Annotated in this window: 20 protein-coding genes; 6 read left to right on the forward strand and 14 right to left on the reverse strand. The window is 35.1% G+C overall.

Features of this window, described 5'->3' with window-relative positions:
* Positions 1–384: 384 nt before the first annotated feature.
* Positions 385–909 (forward strand): DUF4269 domain-containing protein, encoded by a 525-nt coding sequence (locus FBT53_RS04230; RefSeq protein WP_136949916.1) that lies wholly within the window; start codon positions 385–387, stop codon positions 907–909.
* Here the strand turns inward: FBT53_RS04230 and FBT53_RS04235 are convergent.
* The 6 genes from FBT53_RS04235 to FBT53_RS04260 form a co-directional block, all read right to left on the reverse strand.
* Positions 902–2,122 (reverse strand): YaiO family outer membrane beta-barrel protein, encoded by a 1,221-nt coding sequence (locus FBT53_RS04235; RefSeq protein ID WP_136949917.1) that lies wholly within the window; start codon positions 2,120–2,122, stop codon positions 902–904. The genes FBT53_RS04230 and FBT53_RS04235 overlap by 8 nt on opposite strands.
* Positions 2,119–4,446, reverse strand: a complete 2,328-nt coding sequence (locus FBT53_RS04240; protein ID WP_136949918.1) for an alkaline phosphatase family protein — start codon at positions 4,444–4,446, stop codon at positions 2,119–2,121. The genes FBT53_RS04235 and FBT53_RS04240 overlap by 4 nt, the downstream gene beginning before the upstream one ends.
* The gene (locus tag FBT53_RS04245) at positions 4,446–5,879 is read right to left on the reverse strand and encodes a glycosyltransferase (protein ID WP_136949919.1); all 1,434 of its coding nucleotides are present in this window, start codon (positions 5,877–5,879) and stop codon (positions 4,446–4,448) included. The genes FBT53_RS04240 and FBT53_RS04245 overlap by 1 nt, the downstream gene beginning before the upstream one ends.
* 2 nt (positions 5,880–5,881) lie before the next feature.
* On the reverse strand, positions 5,882–7,762 hold the full coding sequence (locus FBT53_RS04250; protein ID WP_136949920.1) for a HEAT repeat domain-containing protein: 1,881 nt from the start codon (positions 7,760–7,762) through the stop codon (positions 5,882–5,884).
* Between the two features lie 138 nt (positions 7,763–7,900).
* Positions 7,901–8,281: a response regulator transcription factor gene (locus tag FBT53_RS04255; protein ID WP_136949921.1), complete on the reverse strand. Its 381-nt coding sequence runs from the start codon at positions 8,279–8,281 to the stop codon at positions 7,901–7,903.
* Positions 8,282–10,018: an ATP-binding protein gene (locus FBT53_RS04260; protein ID WP_136949922.1), complete on the reverse strand. Its 1,737-nt coding sequence runs from the start codon at positions 10,016–10,018 to the stop codon at positions 8,282–8,284.
* 167 nt (positions 10,019–10,185) lie between these two features.
* Between FBT53_RS04260 and FBT53_RS04265 the strand changes: the two genes are divergently transcribed.
* A complete protein-coding gene (locus FBT53_RS04265; protein WP_136949923.1) occupies positions 10,186–11,490 on the forward strand; it encodes a dipeptidase in 1,305 nt (434 codons plus the stop codon).
* Here FBT53_RS04265 and FBT53_RS04270 read toward each other — a convergent pair.
* Complete coding sequence (locus tag FBT53_RS04270; RefSeq protein ID WP_136949924.1) at positions 11,487–11,906, reverse strand: acyl-CoA thioesterase; 420 nt, start codon at positions 11,904–11,906, stop codon at positions 11,487–11,489. The genes FBT53_RS04265 and FBT53_RS04270 overlap by 4 nt on opposite strands.
* Before the next feature lie 301 nt (positions 11,907–12,207).
* Here FBT53_RS04270 and FBT53_RS04275 point away from each other — a divergent pair, with 301 nt between their 5' ends.
* Positions 12,208–12,615: a glyoxalase gene (locus tag FBT53_RS04275; RefSeq protein WP_136950131.1), complete on the forward strand. Its 408-nt coding sequence runs from the start codon at positions 12,208–12,210 to the stop codon at positions 12,613–12,615.
* On the opposite strand, the gene FBT53_RS04280 is transcribed toward FBT53_RS04275, so the two are convergent.
* Entirely contained in the window at positions 12,616–13,287 is a 672-nt protein-coding gene (locus tag FBT53_RS04280) for a DUF2461 domain-containing protein (protein ID WP_136949925.1), read from the reverse strand. It abuts the gene before it with no gap.
* 107 nt (positions 13,288–13,394) lie between these two features.
* On the opposite strand from FBT53_RS04280, the gene epsC reads away from it, so the two are divergent.
* Both epsC and cysM read left to right on the forward strand, forming a co-directional pair.
* Positions 13,395–14,189, forward strand: a complete 795-nt coding sequence (gene epsC, locus FBT53_RS04285) for a serine O-acetyltransferase EpsC (RefSeq protein ID WP_136949926.1) — start codon at positions 13,395–13,397, stop codon at positions 14,187–14,189.
* Positions 14,182–15,066, forward strand: coding sequence for a cysteine synthase CysM (gene cysM / locus FBT53_RS04290; RefSeq protein ID WP_136949927.1), 885 nt, complete (start codon positions 14,182–14,184; stop codon positions 15,064–15,066). Before epsC ends, cysM begins: the two co-directional genes overlap by 8 nt.
* A 52-nt stretch (positions 15,067–15,118) precedes the next feature.
* On the opposite strand, the gene FBT53_RS04295 is transcribed toward cysM, so the two are convergent.
* From FBT53_RS04295 to FBT53_RS04315, 5 genes are all read right to left on the reverse strand, one after another.
* Positions 15,119–15,658, reverse strand: a complete 540-nt coding sequence (locus FBT53_RS04295; RefSeq protein ID WP_136949928.1) for a hypothetical protein — start codon at positions 15,656–15,658, stop codon at positions 15,119–15,121.
* Positions 15,659–15,705: 47 nt separating this feature from the next.
* Positions 15,706–16,206, reverse strand: a complete 501-nt coding sequence (locus FBT53_RS04300; protein WP_136949929.1) for a Dps family protein — start codon at positions 16,204–16,206, stop codon at positions 15,706–15,708.
* A 159-nt stretch (positions 16,207–16,365) separates the two neighbouring features.
* Positions 16,366–17,439, reverse strand: a complete 1,074-nt coding sequence (gene corA / locus FBT53_RS04305; protein WP_136949930.1) for a magnesium/cobalt transporter CorA — start codon at positions 17,437–17,439, stop codon at positions 16,366–16,368.
* 89 nt (positions 17,440–17,528) lie between these two features.
* The gene (locus tag FBT53_RS04310; protein WP_136949931.1) at positions 17,529–18,992 is read right to left on the reverse strand and encodes a magnesium chelatase; all 1,464 of its coding nucleotides are present in this window, start codon (positions 18,990–18,992) and stop codon (positions 17,529–17,531) included.
* Positions 18,993–19,050: 58 nt separating this feature from the next.
* The gene (locus tag FBT53_RS04315) at positions 19,051–20,211 is read right to left on the reverse strand and encodes a VWA domain-containing protein (protein ID WP_136949932.1); all 1,161 of its coding nucleotides are present in this window, start codon (positions 20,209–20,211) and stop codon (positions 19,051–19,053) included.
* A gap of 78 nt (positions 20,212–20,289) precedes the next feature.
* On the opposite strand from FBT53_RS04315, the gene FBT53_RS04320 reads away from it, so the two are divergent.
* The gene (locus tag FBT53_RS04320; RefSeq protein ID WP_136949933.1) at positions 20,290–21,093 is read left to right on the forward strand and encodes a DUF1853 family protein; all 804 of its coding nucleotides are present in this window, start codon (positions 20,290–20,292) and stop codon (positions 21,091–21,093) included.
* A gap of 55 nt (positions 21,094–21,148) precedes the next feature.
* Here FBT53_RS04320 and FBT53_RS04325 read toward each other — a convergent pair whose 3' ends face one another.
* Positions 21,149–21,994 (reverse strand): DUF4249 domain-containing protein, encoded by an 846-nt coding sequence (locus tag FBT53_RS04325; protein ID WP_136949934.1) that lies wholly within the window; start codon positions 21,992–21,994, stop codon positions 21,149–21,151.
* Positions 21,995–21,996 lie beyond the last annotated feature (2 nt).

The following is a 21,996-nucleotide window of genomic DNA, read 5'->3' on the forward strand; positions in this document are numbered from 1 at the left end:
AAGTTTGTGTAAGCGCTGTTTTCTTGATTATTTTTCTCCATGGTTTTGTGTTTTTTGATGATGACTATAAATAGTCCAATTCAACTAATTCGTTTAAACTCAAAATTTCATTCAACTCTTGCAAGAATGCTAAGTACTCTTCTCCGTAGGTATCGTATAACATAATGGTAAAGGATTAAGTTTAATAAATTTGGGTGCCTTGATTATGATGCTAACTTATTCTAAAGCTGGGTATACAACAATATTTTGTGGTGAAGTAAATTATTCTTGTTGTGAAACTTTAGTTAAAGGAATATTAAACTGAATAAGAACTATAGATTTTTATTCCTCAGTTTTAATTAAACAACATAGAAATGACACTCTGCATGAGTAAGATTAAAACTTATGATAGATTTTAGTACTATTACCTATTTAAAACAAGGCGATAGTTTGCAACGGCAGGCTTATTTAGAGTTAACCCAATTAAAATTATTTGAGGTTTTAGCTCCCTATAAACCAGTTTTGGCTGGTACTATACCTATAGGCATTGCTGTATCGGGAAGCGATTTAGTCGTGTGTTGTGAATGCTATGATGCCCAAGCATTACTTAAAACAATGAAAGAACGATATGGCGGCTCAATAGGCTTTACAACAAAACACTACCTGCAAGGCGGTGTTCCTACAACTTTAATTCAATTTTTTGGGAATCATTTTTTAATAGAAGTATTTGCACAACCCGTACCTAGTAAATTACAAAACGGGTACAGGCATATGATAATAGAGCACCAATTGTTAGTAACTAAGGGCGATGATTTTAGGAAAAAAGTGATTGAGTTAAAACAAAAAGGAGTAAAAACAGAACCCGCATTTGCACAGATATTAGGCCTAGAAGGCAATCCCTACCAAGCATTACTCCACTACCCTATTTAAAGCGTATTTGATAACGAAATCCTGCGTTAACGCCCCAGAAAAAACTTCCAGAATTAAAAGCCAATTCTTGTCTACGCACACCAGCATATATTGTATACAAATTAGAGCCCTTTTTATTGCTAAATTGATATTCTAGGTCTAAACGCTGACTTTCTAAATAGAGTAACGTTTCTGACAGAAGTCTGTCATTAGCAATAAACTGATTTAATTGCGAATCGAACCCATAGGTTAACCGTGCTCCCAAGAAATTATCACCATCCCTAAAATAACGCCTTCCTAAAAGTGTACCAGAAACGCCGATACCTCCATCATTTTTAAGCGCTACATAGGGTCTAGCAGAAAGGTAATTATTACCCTTGTATACCCCAAAAGAGCCTGTACCTATAAACGCAGTGCCACCATTAGCAAATTGTATATAACGGCCTCCTAAAGAAGCTTCTTTCCCTTTAGAAAATTCCCTATAAAGTTCTACTCCTGCAGTTTGCTTGGGATAAATGGCAGCCTTAGAATAAAAATAGCCGGCATATCCATGCCATTTTGTGGATATGATTGGATAATATTCTAAGCCATACTGGGCACCAACGGTATCTAATCGTTGACTAAAATGCACTTGGGGTATCACAACACCTAATTTAGAACGGTGTTGGTAATTTACTTCTCCTCTATAAATTGGGTCGTATATTTGATCAAAGGTTTCAGCACCCGTAAAAACTGCGATAGTATGCTTACGCTCCTCTAGTCTTTTTTCCTTTTTTAGTTGCTCTTTAATTTCTGGTGTTGTTGTTAGTATGGTAATTAAGTTTTGTCTTATATCTTCTAATTCAGCATCTTCTCCCAAATAATGTATTGCTTTTTGGGTAAGTCCTAATGCGGTTTGAAAGTTCTCTGCGTAGCGCTCATTGCGTATAGCTGCCATCCAGGCTTCTCTATGGTTACGTTTCTTAGAGGTTATCTTGTTAAGCTGACCTCTAGCTTTGGTATAATCGCCATCCCAGCTATCTAATTTAGCCAACAACACAGCTGCATCTGTATAATTTGGATAAACCCGTAATAAGTTAAACAAGCTATCTCTTGCGGCTTCTTTTTCGTCGTTAAACGCCAAATCTCTGGCTATATTAAAATATTGGTCTGCATCTTTTATTTGTTGTCCAAACATCCCCAGGCAAAGACAAAACAAAATGGAAGTACAAAGAAATTTTAACTTCTTTCTCATGCGCTTTTAGCTTTAGGAGTTTCTGAATTTTGGGTAAGGCTTTTTAATTGGTTAATGCAACGCATTACCTTATCCATTAACTCTGGACTTTCAATTTTATTCTCTTCTAGCTTTTCTGCAATTACTTTTGCTCTATCATGATTACCAGACCAGAAGTATGTATCTAATAAGGCGGCGTAACCATCTTGGTATTGTGGATGAAGGTCAATTACTTGCTCTAACAACTCAATACTTTCACTAAATCGCTCGTTCCAGCTATGTATCCTTGCCTTTAAAATTATGGCATCTACATGGTTCGGAACTTTATGTAATATATAATTACACATTAGTAATGCTCCTTTTCTATTGCCATTGTGAGCTAGTTCTTTAGCACTTTCATACGCTTTATCATAATTGGCCCCTTGAAATATGCTATTGACATATAACATGTCTTCTTTGCTAAAAACATTTTTATCTGCAGGGTAAATAGTTATAGTTTCTGGCAATAACTTGTCTTTTTGAGTTACATACTTATTTACCGCGAGGTAGTGTTTAAAATGCTGCTTTATCTCTAAGGCGTTGGAGTTATCTTTTACTAAGGAAAGATGTTTTTTGAGATGATAAACATCCCCATTGGCGTAGACTTTCCCATTTTTTATGTATTCTACCGTGGTACTTTGAAAACGATGAAGACCTATTTCTTTATTTGAAGAAAGTAAATCGCTTCCCATCCAGGCCGTATGTTCAGGTAGATTGACATGTTTTTGATGTTCTAAAAATCCAAGTAGTGTGGGTGTAACATCATTATGGCTAGCCAATGCATCAAACTCCATAGCTTTCTTTACTAATGGTCCTGTTATAAATAGCGGCACATGATATTTTTCTAGAACATTTTCACTTGGTATGTAAGCATTAGATGTTCCTGTTACAATATAAATGGTATTTTGATGTCCCTCTGTTGTTGCCATCAAACTAAAAAAGTCTTTTAACTTTTGGTCCACATAAGACATTGCTGCAAAATAATCAGAATTACTGTTGATAAAGCGTTTTTCTTTTTTATCAAACTGACCTTTGGATTTTAAAACACGAATCTTTTTTAAATAGTTTTCTTGGTCTGGAATGATAAAAGGCCTACCACTACTTAAATTTAAAATAACTTCTAATTTAGAAGTGTTGGGCGTTTGGTAGGTACTTGCCCACTTTCTATACAATTCCCCATCAGGATATCCCTTACTTACGCCTGCACCATCTTCTAGTTGTAATTTGTAGTTGGGTCCAAATCTGCTCTTATCTAAAACCACATCTACTTTTTCTTGCTTAAGGTAATTTTGTAGTCCGTTGGTAGTGGTATTACCTCCGTAATAGAAATAGGTGCGGTAGTTTTGCTTTTTTAAAATGCTGAATAACGTATTTCTATTAACGTTATACGGGTCCAGACCTAAACCATTAGTGCCATAGGGCAATGAACCTGTAAGTTGTGCTATACTAGCAGCAGGCTCTGTGGTAGTACTCAAAAAATTAGTCCAATAAAGAGATTTTTCTCTTAATTTATTCAGATAAGGGGTAAACGCTCCAAAGCTTGCGTTTTTGTGTGTAAATTCCGTGCTTAAACCCTCTATAACAACTAGCACCACGTTGGGGGCTTTAGCGGTTTCTTTTAAATACGGATTTAAGGAGTTAATACGCTTTGTGGATTGTAGTAAGGGATACTCCGCTTGGCCCTCGTACGAATTAAAATCTAAAAGTTCGTTTAATTTATTAGCGAAAAGGTATTGCGTTTTATTTTCATTAAAAACATTTTTATCTAAAAATATAGAGCCAACAAATAAGATAAAAAGAATAAATGTAAACGGATACAAGTAACCTATTAAAGGATTTAATGCGTTAGCTACCCTATAGCTTAGGACGTAACTCACTATTAAAATAATAAGCAAAACAAAAAAGCGTGAAAGATTGCCAACAGATAAAGTAAGACTAAAACCTTGATCTAAGGCCATATAATTTAACAGGCTATGAGTTTTTAGAAAGTAAATAACCAGTACAGTTTCTAAAAAGACTAAAAGACTAAATACAATGGTAGCGATTTTAAACCCTAATCCTGGCCGCATACTTTCAAAAAAGCGGTAGATAAATAGTAGTACAAAAGATACTAAGGCAGCAAAGCCCAAATGATTCAAAACTAAGGTGTACAGAGCGTTATTAAAGACCGTGTCTAACACCCCTGTACGGTATAGAAATACTTGTTGGTATATGGAAAGAATTACTAAGGTAAAAGCGTACCCTATAAATAAGCGTGTAAAGTGCTTAAGCGTGCGAATCTTTTTTATTTTGGCCTTAACATCCATTACACAGCAGGTTTACTAAATCCTTTACGAGTCATTGCCCCCCAACCAGATTGTATATTAAAAAGCTTTTTGTAATTACCTTTAATGGCAGACCATACTACGATAGGATGAAAAGCAATGGGCTCAATAATAGCGCAAAACATTAACGTGAGTATGTCTTTTGGCTTGTTGTATTGATTGTAAGAGTATACTTCCCAAAGAATAGCATAAAAAGAAAACATGATGCTATACGTATAAATAGCCATGGTAATGGCAATAAAGAACTTAACATTTAAAATGCCTAAAAAATAGAATATGATAACAGAAAAGAAACCTAAAAATTCAAGTATTGGAGAAAGCCACTCATAAAAAAACCAATATGGATAACTTAACATACCCAATAACCCATATTTAGGATTAAAAAACATGTCTTTATGTTTTTTTAACGTTTCTAGATTTCCTCTTGACCATCGGTCTCTTTGCTTAACCAATACTTCTAAACTTTCTGGAACTTCTGTCCAACACAAAGGGTCTGGAATATACTCAATGGTATAAGGCACTTTATTATCATGCATATAGCGCCTCATCCTAAACACGATTTCCATGTCTTCCCCTACCGTATTAGTATCATATCCACCAGCGGCTAAAGCTACTTCTCTATCAAAGAAACCAAACGCCCCAGAAATAATTAAAAGACTATCTATACGCCCCCAAGCCATACGACCAATAAGAAAAGAACGTGTATATTCTAACAATTGAAATTTAGCCAACCAGTTGGTAGGCAAATTAATTTGTTCTAATGTACCACCAGAAATTTGACAAGAGTTCGCAATTCTAATGACACCACCAACAGCAATAACCTTCTTTTTACTACGCTGAGAGAAAGACTTTACTACATGTAATAATGCATCTGGCAATAATAAACAATCTACATCTATGCACCCAACATAGCGGTTTTCTGACAAGGACATACCCGTATTGAGCGCGTCTGATTTTCCTCCGTTTTCTTTGTCTATAACTGTAAGTTTAGCGAACGATTTTTGTATGGATTTATACACCCCACGTATGGGTTTACTTTTCCAATTAGGGTCTATTTGTTTTTCTATCTTTTCTAAATGAAAAGCATCTATAAGTTTTTGTAATGTATCATCCTTACTGCCATCGTTAACCACCATAACCTCATAGTTTACATACTTTAAAGAAAGTAAGGAACGTACATTTTCCACAATGGTCATCCCCTCATTATACGCGGGAGCAATTATGGTAATAGAAGGTGCCAAGGGAGATGCCATGACCTTAGAGAGGTCATTAAAACTATTTTTTTTCTTGTAGTGCAAGGAGTTTTTAGCGGATAAATAGCCCATGATAGTAAACATGCTAAACAGTACTAAGGAGAACGTGAGGAATATCATGTTCATGTACTGTAGCAATATTTCTAAAAGGCTACTGTTCATGGCTAACTAACTAATTTATTTTCACTACTGGAGTTGCTAAAAAACTCAGGGTCTAACTCAAAATCGAAAAGGATGTCTTCGGAATCTTCTTCTGTGGATTCTTTCTCTTTATTTTCGTTCCAAAAAAGCAATTCTAACGGCATGCGTTCCTCTGACTCTGTATTAGTATTCTCAGAAGCATCAGACGGCAACTCTTCCAAATCTCCATTATCTTTTACAATGGTCATAGAAATTCCATTTTCAATATCTTCTTCTACCTCGTCTTTTTGTAAAAGACGGTCAATAGAAAGGAGTGCCTGTGCCTTTATTTGAGGGTTGGTATGATTACTAAGACTCTTTAAGAATGCTATATCTTTATCTGTCCCAATTTTACCTGCTTGGTCTAACAAAATTAATTTAGCTTCAATATCAGAAGCATACTCAAAGAGTGGATAGAAAATACTAGCTTTAACTTGTTCTTCTTTTGGTACTGGGTTAGTAGCTATACCGCTATTTAAATGATTTTCTTGAGGTTGTTGTTGCTGTAAAATTCTGAATGCCTTGTAACGTAATTCAGAAATATCTTCATGCTCGGCAATAAATTCTAAGAAATTATAATCTTTCGCTAAATTTCCCAACTCATACGCTTCTATTACGGCATCTTTTTGAAGTATGGAAAATTCTAAATAGGCGTTTATCTTTTGCTCTGTTGTATAGGTATTAAATACCTCTAAAGTAATCTCCTCTGGTTTGTTGGCTATGTTATTTTGATAAAAAGTACCTACGGTAGCAGTTTCTTCTATAACATCAAACACCTCTATTTCTGAGAACTCTATTTCTCTTTGCATCACATCTAACACCTCTTCATAAACTACTTCTATTTCTAATAAATCCGAATTTTCTATAGGTTGATGTACTGCTATTTCTGGTTGCTCTTGTACAAAAATGGTTTTTGACTCCTCTTCTTGCTCTATTTCTAATAAATCTTTGGTAGGTAAAACGGTTCCTGGAGAGATTGCATTCATGGCTGCTTGAGCTTTACTTTGTACTAGAAAGTTTTTTTCTTGAACTACAACATCATGCAGAAAGAATAAATCGTCTTCCTTCCCCATTAACCCAATGGCATTAAGGATATTTATTTTTGTAGGATTATTACTTTTCCAGAAAACTCGTTTCATAACTGGTACAGCATTGGTGAAATTAAAATCTACCAAGCACTGTATGGCGGCCGTTTTAACATCGTTATTCTTATGCCTTACCAATTGTGTAATAGCCTCCTCTGCACCAATTTGGTTGTAATGTTTTATAAGACGTAAGGCGAATAGAACGACATCTTTATTAGAAGAAATTAACCAAGATTTAAATTGTGGAGGTGTGTAATCTTCTTTATTACTAAGCGTCTCCATCAATTTGAGCTGTTGCCATTCACTTAAAGAAAATCGAGTGGTATCTAAAAGATAGTTGATGCCATCATTTCTTAGGCTTACCGTAGCCATTTCAGCTTGTTTACGGATAACACTTCTTCTATCGTTAATAAATTTTCTTATTAGCTGATACGAATCTTTCACTTCCATTTTAGAAAGTTGCACAATGCCTTTAGCTATAGTTTCCCAGCGCCAACTGTTTAACTTTTTATAGGCATCTTGATGTAAATCAAGCTCTTTAAACAACTGAAACAAACGGTCTTTAGTGTCTCCTGCTACGTCCTTTTGCAAATCAAAAAGCACAGCAGAAATTACCTCTCTAAATTGCTTGTCTTTTAAATAGTCTCTTATTTCAATTTTTAACTGCACATATTCTTTTTGCGCCTCTTTTGGGTCGTCTGCGGCATGAAATAAAAAATTACTGATGATAGGTGCAAGCTCAGCTCGCTTGGCATTAATTTTCTTGGTATTAGAGGTCATCTTACTTCTGTAGTAGAAGATGAACAAGAAGTATAAGGCTCCTATAGTAGTAAATAGGACGGTAAGGTCCCATAGTAGGCTTGTATGTATTTGGGGGATTTCGATAAGGCAATAGGATTTAAATGTTATCTCTTTACATTACGCAGTTTTATTTCTTATTAATTCTCTTTTTACGCGTACCAATAACTCTGATGGACTTACGGGTTTAGAGATAAAGTCGTTCGCCCCCATCTCAAAAGCACTAACCACATTTTCATCATTAGATGCCGCAGAAATTAAAATAATGGGCACAGTACTATTTAGGCTATTTCTTAAAAAGTCTGTGAGCTCTATTCCAGAGAAATAGGGCATCATTATATCAGAAACAATTAAATCTGGTATTTCAGATTCTAATTTCTCTTTAACCATTTTGCCATCAGCACAAAGGGTAACATGGTACCCTTCTCTTTCTAGTCTAAATTTTAGCAAGGATGCCAGCATAATATCATCCTCTGCCAGTAATAATTTTTTAGTATCCATTTATTCCTCTTCGTTCTTCAATCTGTTTAACTCCCTGTCTATTACCGGTTCTGTTTTTTGATACTCTGTAATAAATTCTTGGTGTAATTGCCTTAATACCGATAGGTCTTTTTGGTTAGCAAGCTGGTCTTCTATGGCTTTAACAATGGCTAATAAATCCTTTGCATCTACCATTTTTAATGACGATTTTATTTTGTGAGCCACAAATTTTAGGCCCTCAAAATTAGACTCCGTCATATGTACCTTCATTTTACCAATAAATTCTACCACATTGTTTTTGAGCATAAAAATCAGGTCTTCCATGATTTCGGTTTTGCCCATACACTCATGTAGTAACGCATTAAGGTCTACTTTAGAATAGTCAAGGGTTTCTTTTTCTTCTTTTTGCGTCAAGTTTATGTGATTTGGGGTATTCTGTGTAATATGGTTTTTAATTTTTTCTAATAATACTTCTGATTTACAAGGTTTTAAGATAAAATCTGCAATGCCATATTCTTTTATTTCTTCGTTATAGGATTTTAAAATATCTGCAGAAAGTAAAAGGATAGGTATATTTTTAAAAGATGGATTTTCCTTTAATTTTTGTGCAATTAAAAGGCCAGATTCACCGGGTAACCTATTATCCATTAAAATGATGTCTACCTTGTTTTGTTTAAGTTGCGCAAAACATTCTGTACTATTTTGTGCAAAGAATGAATTACATTTCCACTTGTTTAAACGAGTTTCCATTAATTTTTGTGACAGAAAATCGTCTTCTACAACAAGTATATTGGTGCCTGCTATGCCCATCGGATTTTTTGTTTCTTCCTTATCTACAATTGTATCTTCTTGCTCCATTACCTTCTCAAAGGGCATAATTATCTCAAACGTAGTACCCTTGCCCAAAACGCTAGAAACGGCAATACAGCCGTTCATGGCACTTACTAATTCTTTAACAATACTTAATCCAAGTCCACAACCTTGATATCCGTTATGGTTGTATGTGGTAGCTTGGCGATAGCCTTCAAAAATGTATTCTATTTGATCACTGGCAATGCCAATACCGGTATCCTTAACTAAAAACTCTACATACACTCTTTTTGAACGAGTTTCTTTTAAATTCACGACTAAATCTATACTACCACGTTCTACAAATTTGATAGCATTACCCAATAAATTCAATAATACTTGTGATAGTTTAGCGGGGTCTCCTATTACCTTTTCAGGAATATTTTCATCATATATTAGATCAAAAGACACCTTGTCATTTTGGGCAATTAGGGTTTTCCCTAGGAAAGAAAGCTCGCTTACCAAATTTTTTGGATTAAAACTTACTTGCTCTATGCGTTCGTTACCAGAAGCTATTTTAGAATATTCTAATAGCTCGTTAATTAGGTTTAATAAGCTTTTAGATGCTACATCCATTGCCCTAACCAAATCTAACTGGCGTGTATCTAGTCCGGTTTCTTTCAACAAATCCAAGAACCCAATTATGCTATTTAAGGGCGTTCTAATTTCATGGCTAACATTAGCTACTACTCTTAAATCTTTTTTGTGCTCTGCAGGCTCTTGTATAGCTATATGTTGGGTTTCTACCACAATTTCTTCACCAAAAACCTTGTTTTCAAAACCATTTTTAAATGAGGCAAAAGATGCTTTTAAAGCTTTTGCTTCATCGGAATTTAACTCCTCGTAAGAAAACTGGTCTAAACCATTCTCAATTTTTGCGATGTAGTTTAGTAATTCCTTGGTTTTCAATTGGTTAAAATTTAAAATTGAAAGGCATAATTCTTAAATGCGCTAACAATCTGGTTTTTATAAGATTAAAACTGCTTATTTCATGTGCTAAAACCAACTAATTGTTACCTAGTATTGGTTTTTTGTTGTCAAAATGCGTTTCTTGTAGGTAATAACACCAAATACATATGAGACCAATACTTTCCATAATCCTTTTAGGATTTGTGTTTTCTTGCAAGGAAGCACCTAAAAAAGATACCGCAGAAACCGTACAAGACATTGAGGCTATAGCCCGTAAAATTCACGAAGAGGTAATTACCCTAGACACCCATGCAGACATCAATGTAAAAAACTTTACCGATACCCTTAACTATACTCAAAAACTAGATACGCAGGTAGATTTACCTAAAATGAATGCGGGTGGTTTAGATGTAGCATGGTTTATTGTGTATACAGGGCAAGATACACTTACCGTAGAGGGTTACGCAAAGGCAAAGGAAAACGCAATGAGTAAATTTAAAGCAATATATCAACTGTGTGAAGAATTTGCACCAGATAAAATTGGTTTAGCTACAAACTCAGAAGAAGTTAGAACTTTAATAGCTGAAGGCAAAAAGGTTGCGATGATTGGGGTAGAAAATGCCTACCCTATTGGCGAGGATTTAAGCGAATTTGAAACCTATTACAATCTTGGCGCAAGGTACATTTCATTATCACACAACGGGCATAGTCAATTCTGTGATAGTAATACCGGAGAAGAAGATAATGTTTGGCTGTATAATGGTTTAAGTAACTTAGGTAAAGAAGCTGTAAAAGAGATGAATAGACTTGGTATAATGATAGATGTTTCTCATCCTTCCAAGGAGTCTATGAAACAAATGATAGCCTTATCCAAAGCCCCAATAATAGCTTCTCATTCCTCCGCAAGAGCACTGTGTAACCATAGTAGAAATCTAGATGATGAGCAATTAGAACTGATGAAACAGAATGGCGGGGTAGTACAAACCGTGGCATTTAGTTCCTATTTAAACACAGAAAAACACGAGGCACTAGCGGAATATATGAAAGGAATATACTCAGAAGTCGCAGATAGTTTAGGGTTAAAATGGTATGATCGTTCACAATTTAAAACCTTGACCGATACGGAACGTACTACTTTCTTTTCAAATTACAGAAATATAATGGCATTAGGAAAGGAAAAAGCGGCAAAACGTACAGATGTTCCCCCTGCTGTGAATGTATCTGATTTTGTAGACCACATAGATTATTTAGTGGAAAAAATGGGAATAGACCATGTTGGTATAAGTTCTGATTTTGATGGCGGTGGTGGCATTGAAGGGTGGTCAGACGCTTCTGAAACTTTTAATGTCACCTTAGAATTAGTAAAAAGAGGTTATACCAAAAAGCAAATTGCCCAGTTGTGGGGTGAAAATCTATTACGAGTTTTGGATGAAGTACAAGCAATTGCCAAAGAAATGAAGCAGAATTCTTAATTCTGCTTCTTCTCCATTTCTTGTTCTTTTTTAGCCAAACGATCAGTAACATACTCCACCTTTGTTTTACCATGAGGAGCAGGTTTACCAGCTTCGTTCAAGTTGACCAAAATAACATTATCTACAGTAACAATGGTTTCATGAGTCATTTTATTCCTAACCTCGCAGTTTAAGGTAAGGCTAGAATGACCAAACTTTTTTACCTCAATACCAATTTCTACAATGTCACCTTGGGTGGCCGTACTCATGAAATTGATTTCTGACATGTATTTGGTTACTACTCTTTTGTTTTCTAACTGAATAATACCATAGATAACCGCTTGCTCATCTAACCAAGTAAGTACCTTACCTGCGAATAATGTGCCGTTTGCGTTTAAATCTTCTGGTTTTACCCATTTTCTAGTATGAAAGCGCATTTGGGATAATTTTAGGGTGCAAAATTATATAAGAAATATGGATGTCCCAAAGCCCTTGGATATTGGTTTCTAATTTTTAGGAATATGCCAAATAGATAAATTGGACATTAACTAGCTGCCAAATATAAGGTTGTAATAATTGGGTATTCTTAAAAAGAAAGTCTAATAGACAGCTGGGTGTAATTAAATAGTTAAGTTCCCTTTAAACTACTGTAATTGTTTATAGTTTGGTTGAAAACTATGTTATTTTATGGTCATTATACCAATCGTTACTCGTAATTTTAAAGAAACGATTTTTATTATGGAGGACAGGTCTATTTTTCTCTTAAAGGCTAGGCCAGAGATAAAAGCAGCCCATATTCATGAGAATATGAGTAATGACGAGCGGTTCCAAAACAAAACGCTACGTCCAGTTATTAAACTTCAAAATCTATTGCTAATAGCAGTTTTTAAAAATTACATTAAAAAACACAAGAATACGTTTTATGAGCTTTCCGTACCAAAACGGTTAGATTATATCGAAAAAGTGGTACAAAAGGACATTAAATTCAGAAACTCTTTAAAAGGTATTATTATTGGTCAATTTACCTTAGAAGAGTACGAAGATTATATTCAAAACTCATCTGCTTTAAATAAGCGAATGATGAATATGGTCATAGCGCGGTTACAAGACCAAGTACAACTTTTTGATACTGCGATTGCAGTGTAATTAAAGTAAACTTTCACCATTCAAATTTGTGGTAAGAATATCGCTCATTAAATTAAAGAATGGACGAATAGCTAAGTAAGACTCGTCTATAGTTTTAGTAAATGAAGAAGATAGCACCTCTTTATCTGTGAAAGAACGGGTAAAGAGGTATTGTTTTTTGCGGATAAATTCTATAGCTGGGTGTTCTTTGTCAAAACCTTTGGGAGCGGTTTTTAATTCTTCACCTTCTAAGTTTCCCCAAATATTTTTAAATGCAGTAGTATTAAGTATTTCCCTAAATTCAGAAGCATCTTGCTCCCATTCTTTCCGTATCCGAAGTAAATCTTCTTTCTCTGGACCAAAAAATCCAGCTGCAATAAAAGATTCTCCAGGTTTAATCCGTAAATAGTAACCACCACGCAATGCAGCCCCTGCACGGGTAAAGGACCCTGCAAAATGAGCTTTATAAGGTGTTTTGTCTTTAGAAAAGCGTACGTCTCTGTAAATCCGAAATAATTTTAATTTTTCTATTTGGTCATGTTTATTCAAATTATCTAATACCGATTGGTAGAATTCTTTTATAACAGTCTCATGTTCTTTAAAGGTGACTCTATTTTCTGCAAACCACTCTCTATTATTATTCTTTGCTAAATCCTTTAAAAAGTTCAGGGTCTCTTTTGTAATTTTCGACATAGAAATTCGATTAAACCAATGGTTTTAATGCTAAAGTTAACCAAATTATAGTGGGGTGCTTACGCATTATTATATAATTTAGGTGTTTCTTAGCAACCACTAAGTATATGGACAAGCAAACAATTATAACCCAATTAAAAAAGCATAAAAAACATACTCATCTGGATTTTAGGCTTAAAAGTGCGACGGAGGAATTTACCAACACCCTTTTTTTAACGTTATTTGACGCAAATACGCCTTTAGATAAGAATTTAGAGCAATTAGAAAATCAGTTTGAAGTTTTGGTTGATTTAGCTTGTTGGGAGGCAGACAAACCATGTAGCAAAATTTGGGACCGGTACGTAGCGAAACTACCTTTTATTTTAGAAATGTTAAATAAAGATGCAGAAGCCACATTAAATTGTGACCCTGCCTCACTTTCTATAGAAGAAGTATATATGGCATATCCTGGTTTTTACGCCATTGCAATTTATAGGCTTTCTCACGAATTATATGCAGAGGGTTTTCCTTTGGTTCCACGTTTAATGACGGAGTACGCCCATAGACAAACAGGCGTAGATATTAATCCAGGCGCTCAAATAGGAGAATCTTTCCACATAGACCATGGTACAGGTGTTGTAATTGGTGAAACTGCAGTGATAAAAAACAATGTAAAGATTTATCAAGGGGTTACCTTAGGAGGCTTGTATGTTGCAAAGAATTTACAAAAAATAAAAAGACATCCTACTATAGAAAATAACGTAACCATTTACGCAAATGCTACTATTTTAGGTGGTGAAACCGTGGTTGGAGAAAATACTATTATTGGCGGTAATGCCTGGGTTACGCAATCTGTACCAGCTAATTCCACAGTTTTCCACACTCCAGAAATTAAAATAAAAACAACAAATTCTCATGTCTAATTCTTTATTAGCGCTTATTGGCAATACGCCTTTAGTACTTTCTAATGCGATAAATACCAATCCTAACGTAAAGCTTTACTTTAAGTTAGAAGGGCAAAACCCTGGTGGGAGCGTAAAGGATAGACCAGCATACAATATGATAAAAAGCGGTTTAGACCGTGGTGACTTTGACAAGGATACAAAGCTTATAGAAGCAACCAGTGGCAATACGGGCATAGGCTTGGCTATGGTAGCGGGTTTATTTGGATTAACTATTGAACTTGTAATGCCCGAAAATTCTACCATTGAACGTGTAAAAACTATGGAGGCTTACGGTGCAAAAGTAACCTTAACTCCAGCAGAAATAGGTATCGAGGGCGCTAGAGATTATGTTTTGGAAAAAGTTGCCAATGATGGTTTTAAAATGTTAGACCAATTTGGCAATGAAGACAATTGGAAAGCCCATTACAAAACTACCGGGCCAGAAATATGGAGAGACACGGAAGGAGCTGTCACACACTTTATTTCTAGTATGGGTACAACAGGTACCATTACAGGCACTTCTACCTATTTAAAAGAACAAAACCCAAATATTAGCATAGTTGGAGTGCAGCCAAAAGAAGGAGCGCGCATTCCAGGAATCCGAAAATGGTCCCCAGAATATGTACCTAGTATTTATAAAAGTGATAAAGTAGATGACATTTTATATGTATCCGAAGAAGAGGCCATTGCAATGACTAAAAGGTTGGCTCATGAAGAAGGTATTTTTGCTGGTATGAGTAGTGGGGGTGCTGCTGTTGTTGCTGCTCAAATAGCGGCTAATTTAGAAAGTGGGACTATTGTATCTATAGTTTGTGACCGTGGTGACCGCTATTTATCTTCTGATATTTACAAATAAAAAAGAGGGCTATTAATAAGCCCTCTTTTTAAATGGTTTGCTGAATAAATTATTATTTACTCATGTTTTTATTCGTTTCTTTTTCTACTACAAATTCCACTTTTTCACCTTTATTATCCGTATAAACGTAAGTAGTATTTGTTTGCATATCCTTTTTCATCTTCAAATCCTGATTTTCTAAAATTTTCAAGTTTTCACCGTCTTCCACGGCTACCATCAATTCCTCACCGCTACTTACTAGCGCAAAATCAGTTTTTTCTTCGGTCTTGTAGCTGAATTTAATGACTTCATCAATATCATTATCAGCATCCCTGTCAATTTCAATAGTTTTTACCACGGTTACCGGGGTAAAAATACGGTCTCCATTTACCATTCCCTCATCTTTTGGGTCTGTCTTAACTTCACCGTCCACCATTGTATTAATGGTTACTGAATTTTTTATCTTTTCTCCATTTTCATAAAACGTTAGAGTTTTAGAGGTGGTCTCATTTTTCACCTCTTCTTGTCCCTTTTCACTTTTCATCTCCTGTGCTCCTACTACGGTTAGTCCAAATATCATGGTTGTAGCAGTTAATGTCTTCAATAATTTCATTTTCTTTTCTTTTTGTATTCAACAATTTTTTTTAGCGATGCGATTTCTTACGCTGTCACTGCTTGTCTTTGTCTATCGGCGGTGGTCTTTAACCAAGCATCTAACATCCAGCTACTCTTTTCTAATTCTCTAATGTACGCACCTATTAAATCTACAGTACCTTCATCTTCAATTTGCTCTGCTTCGTTCACTACACGGTACATTTGCTTAATTAAAATGCCATGAGTTTCTAATAAGGCAGATACCATCTGTTGGTCATCTACAATTTCCTTAGTTTCGCTTACATTAGAATTTTCCAAATAACTAGATAGATTGCTCATTGGGTGGTATCTCAAGGTTAAAATACGTTCTGCAATTTCATCAATCTTAACACGAGCATCGTTATATAAGTCCTCAAATTTTTCGTGTAAATCGAAGAAATTCCTTCCTACAATATTCCAGTGAAAATTTCTTAGTTTTTGATAGTACAATTGATAGTCTGCCAATAGCGTATTCAATTCTTGTACTACTGGTAACACTTTTTCTTCATTTAAATTCAAATAATTCATAACATAGTTTTTTAGGTTCAACAATAAATTACTTACTTAACATCTATATACCAATGTGTTTTTCAGTAAATCAACACTCATAAGATATGTGCAACCTAAAATTTGTCAAGCTATTTAACGGGCTTTAACCCAATAAGGAAAGTGTTAACATAAGAAATGTTAAAGCCAGTCTTTCTTTTTAAAGAATATTAACAGTCCCAGCCCAATAATTATAAAGGACAACCATACTAAGGGATAGCCATAGGGCGAATTGAGTTCTGGCATATTAGTAAAATTCATGCCATAAATACCAGCAATAAAAGTCAACGGAATAAAAATGGAAGCAATAACCGTAAGCACTTTCATTACCTCATTCATCTTGTTACTCATATTGGTCATGTACATTTCCATAAGGCTGGTAACCATTTCACGATAAAGAACGATATCTTCATTAATCTCTGTACAGTGGTCAGAGGTATCTCTCAAAAATATTTTAGTATCCTTATCAATTAAGGAACTTTCTGTTGCTAGCATTCTATTGACAATCTCTTTTACAGGAAATACCCATTTACGGATACGAAGAATTTCTTTTTTGAGTGTCTGTATTTTTTTTGCAGATTCTTTGGTTGGATTTTCATAAACTTCTTCTTCTAGCGATTCCAAATTCTCTCTAATATCATCTAACACTACATAATAATTATCCACAATGGCATCTAGTAGTGCAAAAAATAAGTAGTCTGCTCCCCTACTTCGTATACGCCCATATTTGTTAGTGATACGCTCCCTTACCCCACCAAATACGTCTTCATCGGTTTCTTGAAAAATTAGAACTTGCTTGTCTAATAATATAAGACTTACATGTTCTATTTTAATCTGTTTTTCACCATCTAGATATAGCATTTTAAATACGCCAAATAAATGCTCATCATACTCATCTATTTTGGGACGTTGAAGGGTATCCATGACATCCTCTAAGAGCAAATTATTTAATTTGTAATGTGAGCCTATGTTATTAATAGCTTCTTCATCAGAAATACCTACAATATTGAGTAATGTCGTTTCTAATTCATTTTTAACCGGTAATTGTTTGTGAGCTATTTCTGACTGTTTAAAATTGTGTTCATTATATGTTATTAATTGCAGATGCGATGGTTCTTTATCTCTTAAACCTACGTAGGAAATATGACCAGGTGCTTTCCCTAATTTAGATTTAGAACGGGAATATCTTTGCGTAATTTTCTTTTTCTTGGCCATATTTAAGGATGTATTAAAACAAAGTAACTAAAAAAAGCCCTTTCAGAAAGATAGGGCTTTTACAACATTCTTATTGTTAGGATTACCTTTTACAATCCATTAATATAGTTTCCATACAAGTCATTGAATTGCAAACCTTTATTGATACGTTGTTTGCTTAATTTTTTATAAGCTACTAATCCCCATAGTAAAAATTCCTTTAAAAAATATTGATCTTGTGCAGGAATTTCATCTCCATACTCCCGTGCCAAATCGTTTAATGGAACTATTGCATTTAATTTTTGCTGATATTCTTTATCGCTATCGCCATCTATCAGTTCAAATCCGTCTTGATCAAAAAACCAACTAATAATATCATCATAAGCAGTAGGCTCTCCTTTACGTTCTAGTTTACTAATCTCTGGAAAATATTTTGGAAAAATGGATTTAATAGCCTCTTCTATTAACGTTTCGGCTACAAAGGCGGCGCCTTCTTGTTCGCCCTCATAAACCAATTCTATCTTTCCTGTTATAGCTGGAATAATACCCATAAAATCGGCCAATCGCACTTGTGTTTCTGAATCACCATTTATTAGCATTCTTCTTTTAGCGGTGCTCAACAAATTTTCATAAGCGGTAATACTCATACGAGCACTTACACCACTTTTGGCATCTACATATTCACTATCTCGCGCTTCAAAGCTTATCTGTTCTAATACATCTTTCGCTAATTCTGGCACATAAATTTCCTTATTTTCAGAAAGTAGCGCACTTACTTCTTGTTGTGTGATTTTCTTAGCGATTTCTAATTCTTCTGGATAATGTGTCAGAATTTGAGAACCAATCCTATCTTTAAGCGGAGTTACAATACTACCTCTATTAGTATAATCTTCTGGATTAGCGGTAAATACAAATTGGATATCTAATGGCAATCGTAATTTAAAACCACGTATTTGAATATCGCCTTCTTGTAAAATATTAAACAAAGAAACTTGTATTCTTGCCTGCAAATCTGGTAATTCGTTAATCACAAAAATACAACGGTTCGCACGCGGTATCATTCCAAAGTGGATTACTCGGTCGTCTGCATAACTCAGTTTTAGATTTGCTGCTTTTATAGGATCAACATCTCCTATTAAATCAGCTACAGTTACATCTGGCGTTGCCAATTTTTCGTAAAAACGGTCTTCTTTAGGTAACCAAGAAATAGGCGTGTCATCCCCTTTTTCTGCAATTAGTTCTTTTGCAAATCGGGATAAAGGATTAAATGGGTCGTCATGGATTTCTGAACCCGTTACATAAGGAATATAATCATTCAATAGGTTAAGCATTTGCCTGGCTAAACGTGTTTTTGCTTGCCCTCTTAAACCTAACAAATTAATGTTATGCTTGGATAAAATGGCGCGCTCTAGCTCTGGAATTACAGAATCTTCGTATCCCCAAATGCCTTCAAAAACAGTTTCTTTATTTTTGATTTTAACAATAAGGTTATCCCTTAATTCGTCTTTAACCGATTTTGTGACATAACCAGCTTTTTTTAAAGCTCCTAAAGTTTGAATGTTCTCTATCTTCATATATTTTTTTTATCACCCTAAGGCTTCAGGGTTTTATAGCCCACAACGTGTGAGGCTTTTATTTAATTCTCTTTCTTCTATTGTTTTCGTAGTCTTCAAAAATCATTTCTCCAAGACCTTTGAGACCTGTATAAAATGCTTTTCCTTTATTTGCTGCGGTAAACTCCCGTACAAACTGCATTAAATAAGGGTCTTGCGCAATCATAAAGGTAGTAATGGGTATATGTAATTTTCTTGCTTGTGCGGCCATATTGTAGCATTTCTCAACTATATACTCGTCCAAGCCTACGCTGTTTTTATAATAATCACCATTGGGCAAGCGCAAACAACTTGGTTTGCCATCCGTTATCATAAATATTTGTTTGTTGGTATTACGCTTTCTACGTAACATATCCATAGCCAATTGCAACCCAGCCACTGTATTAGTATGGTATGGACCTACCTTTAAATAAGGTAAATCCTTGATGGGAATTGGCCAAGCATCGTTCCCAAATACCAGAATATCCAAAGTGTCCTTTGGGTACCTAGTGGTGATTAATTCTGCCAACGCCATGGCCACTTTTTTAGCAGGAGTTATCCGGTCTTCTCCATACAAAATCATGGAGTGACTAATATCAATCATAAGCACGGTACTCATTTGTGCTTTATGCTCTGTATCCTCTACCACCAAATCATTTTCGTCTAACATAAAGTTACCTATGCCATGGTTTATTTGGGCATTACGTAAACTCTCTGTCATAGAAATATGCTCTAGACCATCTCCGTAGCGGTATTCTCTAAAATCGCCCGAGTGTTCATCTCCTTTCCCTAATTTTCCGGTCTTATGATTGCCAGAGCCACTACGTTTAATTTTACCAAAGATTTGGTCCAACGCACGTTGGCGTAGCATCCGTTCTAATTTAGCCGTGATATTTATGGTGCCACCGCCTTCACCATCTTGTCCTTCCTCACCTTCACCTGCCGTTCCATCACCTTGTTCAAACTCTTCACGGATATAACCTTTCTTTTTAAGGTCTTCTATAAAATCGTCTATAGTATAGTCTGGAGTTGTTAATTGGTATTCTTCATCTAACTGACGCAACCAATCTATTGCCTCATCAAAATCACCGGAAGTATGTGTGATTAGCTCTTGAAAAATATCAAACAATTTTTCAAACGGACTCTGGTCTGGCGCACTGTACGTGGTAAAAAGGAATCCTTTTCTTGTTTTCATAGCCATACCTTAAAATTACTGTATAATGCTCAGTTGTCGTTATTTTTTATAAAAACTTAACGCTTTCCGTAAGTTTGTTTAAGGATGAAAGAATTGATACAAGCATTTTACAATACCAAGCCCTTATGGACTCATAAACAATTTGGATTGGAACAATTTGAATTTCCTTCAATTGACATGGGGGTCATAAAAAATGTTGACATTCCAGAAAAACTGCGTTTGGGGCACCAAATGGAATACGTGTTTAAGCACCTAATTACACTAGTTAAAAACTATCAAGTAATTGCATCTAATATTTTAATAGATGAGGGAAAAGTGCGTTTGGGGGAGTTAGATTTTATATTGAAAGATATCAGTAGCAACAGCTATCTGCATGTAGAATTGGCGTACAAATTCTATATTATAAATCCTGATATTTCGGAGCCAATTCACCGACTCATGGGTCCAAACAAACGGGATATGTTTTATACTAAATTGGATAAGCTTAAGGAAAAACAATTTCCACTCCTACAGCATCCAAGTCTTAAACAAAAATGGGAAAGTTTAGGCATTGATCCTTTAAAGGTGAAACAACAGTCTTGTTTTAAAGCGCAATTATTTTCGCCATTTAAGGAAGAAAAGTTAGCAATAAGACCACTAAATACAGCTTGCCATGCAGGTTATTGGGTGCGCTTTGAGCAATTCAGCAGTATTGCATTTAAAACGTATCAATTTTATATTCCTACCAAAAGGGAATGGCCGTTGGTACCCCATCACCAAGTATTATGGAACAACCATTATAATACATTGCTAGACATCAATTTAAAACACCTTAATCAATATGCACCTATGGTTTGGGTGCGTACCAAAGAGGGCGAATTATTTAAGTTATTTGTAGTATGGTGGTAGGAAAAAAAGGTAGCATTAAGCCCTAGGAACCCAATGCTACCACATCAATCACATTTTAATCTGCTGTAAATGTGTAAGTAACCCTGTTTACCTCTGTAAGCCTAAAATAACCAAACGGGTAATTATCTGGTTGGGTTTGGTTAATACAATTGCCTTTTAAAGCAACTGGTGTTGAAGAGAATAAGCCAGCGCCACCCATTTGTTCAATTAAAATTTTCATGTATTCATAATAGCTTTTAGATACACCATGCATGCTAATGTAAACGGTATCACCCGGCTCAAAAGGCGTTAAACCATCCATCTCATCTTCTTCTATCTCATACCACCAATCAATCTCATTCCCATTTATAAATTCGTCCTTAGCATCTTCAAAAACAGGAAATAATTCTCCCTCTTTTAAAAATTTGAATAGGTAGTAATTCTCTTCTGCTTCAGGGTCCGTAAAAACTAAATGAACTTCTAAATCCTCATCATTAAAACCATCATCCCTTGACTGAAAAATTTCCTTGATTTCTGGAACGGGAGTCATTTTCTCTGTAGCGGTAAATACTTCGTTTTTATAGCTTATGGTTAATGCATAAGTATCGCCAATTATCGGCTCAAAATCAGTTGTAGAATAGTTTCCATCGTTTTGGTCTACAAATAAAACCTCTGTTCCGCTATTTACATTAAGAACGCTAACTGTGGCACCTATTGCAGGTTGATAACTTGTATCAAAATAAGGTGTAGAGGTGGATAGTTTTATAGTTTGATAATTACCTTCTGTTCCTTTTTCCCAATCTAAAGAAGCTTCTATTACAAGTCTTGTTGGTCCTTCTTGCACCTCTATATCTACAATGTCTTCACAAGAAGTAAAAACTATTAGTATTAGGATAGCTAATTGTTTTAAGAATGATTTCATGA

The sequence above is a fragment of the Flavobacterium sp. ASW18X genome, from assembly GCF_005144745.1.
GTDB lineage: Bacteria > Bacteroidota > Bacteroidia > Flavobacteriales > Flavobacteriaceae > Croceivirga.

What these genes read in the sequence shown, in the direction of transcription:
- FBT53_RS04315 (WP_136949932.1), bottom strand. Translation starts at nt 20,211, where the DNA reads ATGGCTATGAAAACAAGAAAAGGATTCCTTTTTACCACGTACAGTGCG.
- FBT53_RS04245 (WP_136949919.1), bottom strand. Translation starts at nt 5,879, where the DNA reads ATGAACAGTAGCCTTTTAGAAATATTGCTACAGTACATGAACATGATA.
- FBT53_RS04320 (WP_136949933.1), top strand. Translation starts at nt 20,290, where the DNA reads ATGAAAGAATTGATACAAGCATTTTACAATACCAAGCCCTTATGGACT.
- FBT53_RS04325 (WP_136949934.1), bottom strand. Translation starts at nt 21,994, where the DNA reads ATGAAATCATTCTTAAAACAATTAGCTATCCTAATACTAATAGTTTTT.
- FBT53_RS04250 (WP_136949920.1), bottom strand. Translation starts at nt 7,762, where the DNA reads ATGACCTCTAATACCAAGAAAATTAATGCCAAGCGAGCTGAGCTTGCA.
- FBT53_RS04265 (WP_136949923.1), top strand. Translation starts at nt 10,186, where the DNA reads ATGAGACCAATACTTTCCATAATCCTTTTAGGATTTGTGTTTTCTTGC.
- FBT53_RS04300 (WP_136949929.1), bottom strand. Translation starts at nt 16,206, where the DNA reads ATGAATTATTTGAATTTAAATGAAGAAAAAGTGTTACCAGTAGTACAA.
- FBT53_RS04240 (WP_136949918.1), bottom strand. Translation starts at nt 4,446, where the DNA reads ATGGATGTTAAGGCCAAAATAAAAAAGATTCGCACGCTTAAGCACTTT.
- cysM (WP_136949927.1), top strand. Translation starts at nt 14,182, where the DNA reads ATGTCTAATTCTTTATTAGCGCTTATTGGCAATACGCCTTTAGTACTT.
- FBT53_RS04230 (WP_136949916.1), top strand. Translation starts at nt 385, where the DNA reads ATGATAGATTTTAGTACTATTACCTATTTAAAACAAGGCGATAGTTTG.
- corA (WP_136949930.1), bottom strand. Translation starts at nt 17,439, where the DNA reads ATGGCCAAGAAAAAGAAAATTACGCAAAGATATTCCCGTTCTAAATCT.
- FBT53_RS04275 (WP_136950131.1), top strand. Translation starts at nt 12,208, where the DNA reads ATGGAGGACAGGTCTATTTTTCTCTTAAAGGCTAGGCCAGAGATAAAA.
- FBT53_RS04295 (WP_136949928.1), bottom strand. Translation starts at nt 15,658, where the DNA reads ATGAAATTATTGAAGACATTAACTGCTACAACCATGATATTTGGACTA.
- FBT53_RS04270 (WP_136949924.1), bottom strand. Translation starts at nt 11,906, where the DNA reads ATGCGCTTTCATACTAGAAAATGGGTAAAACCAGAAGATTTAAACGCA.
- FBT53_RS04235 (WP_136949917.1), bottom strand. Translation starts at nt 2,122, where the DNA reads ATGAGAAAGAAGTTAAAATTTCTTTGTACTTCCATTTTGTTTTGTCTT.
- FBT53_RS04280 (WP_136949925.1), bottom strand. Translation starts at nt 13,287, where the DNA reads ATGTCGAAAATTACAAAAGAGACCCTGAACTTTTTAAAGGATTTAGCA.
- FBT53_RS04255 (WP_136949921.1), bottom strand. Translation starts at nt 8,281, where the DNA reads ATGGATACTAAAAAATTATTACTGGCAGAGGATGATATTATGCTGGCA.
- FBT53_RS04310 (WP_136949931.1), bottom strand. Translation starts at nt 18,992, where the DNA reads ATGAAGATAGAGAACATTCAAACTTTAGGAGCTTTAAAAAAAGCTGGT.
- epsC (WP_136949926.1), top strand. Translation starts at nt 13,395, where the DNA reads ATGGACAAGCAAACAATTATAACCCAATTAAAAAAGCATAAAAAACAT.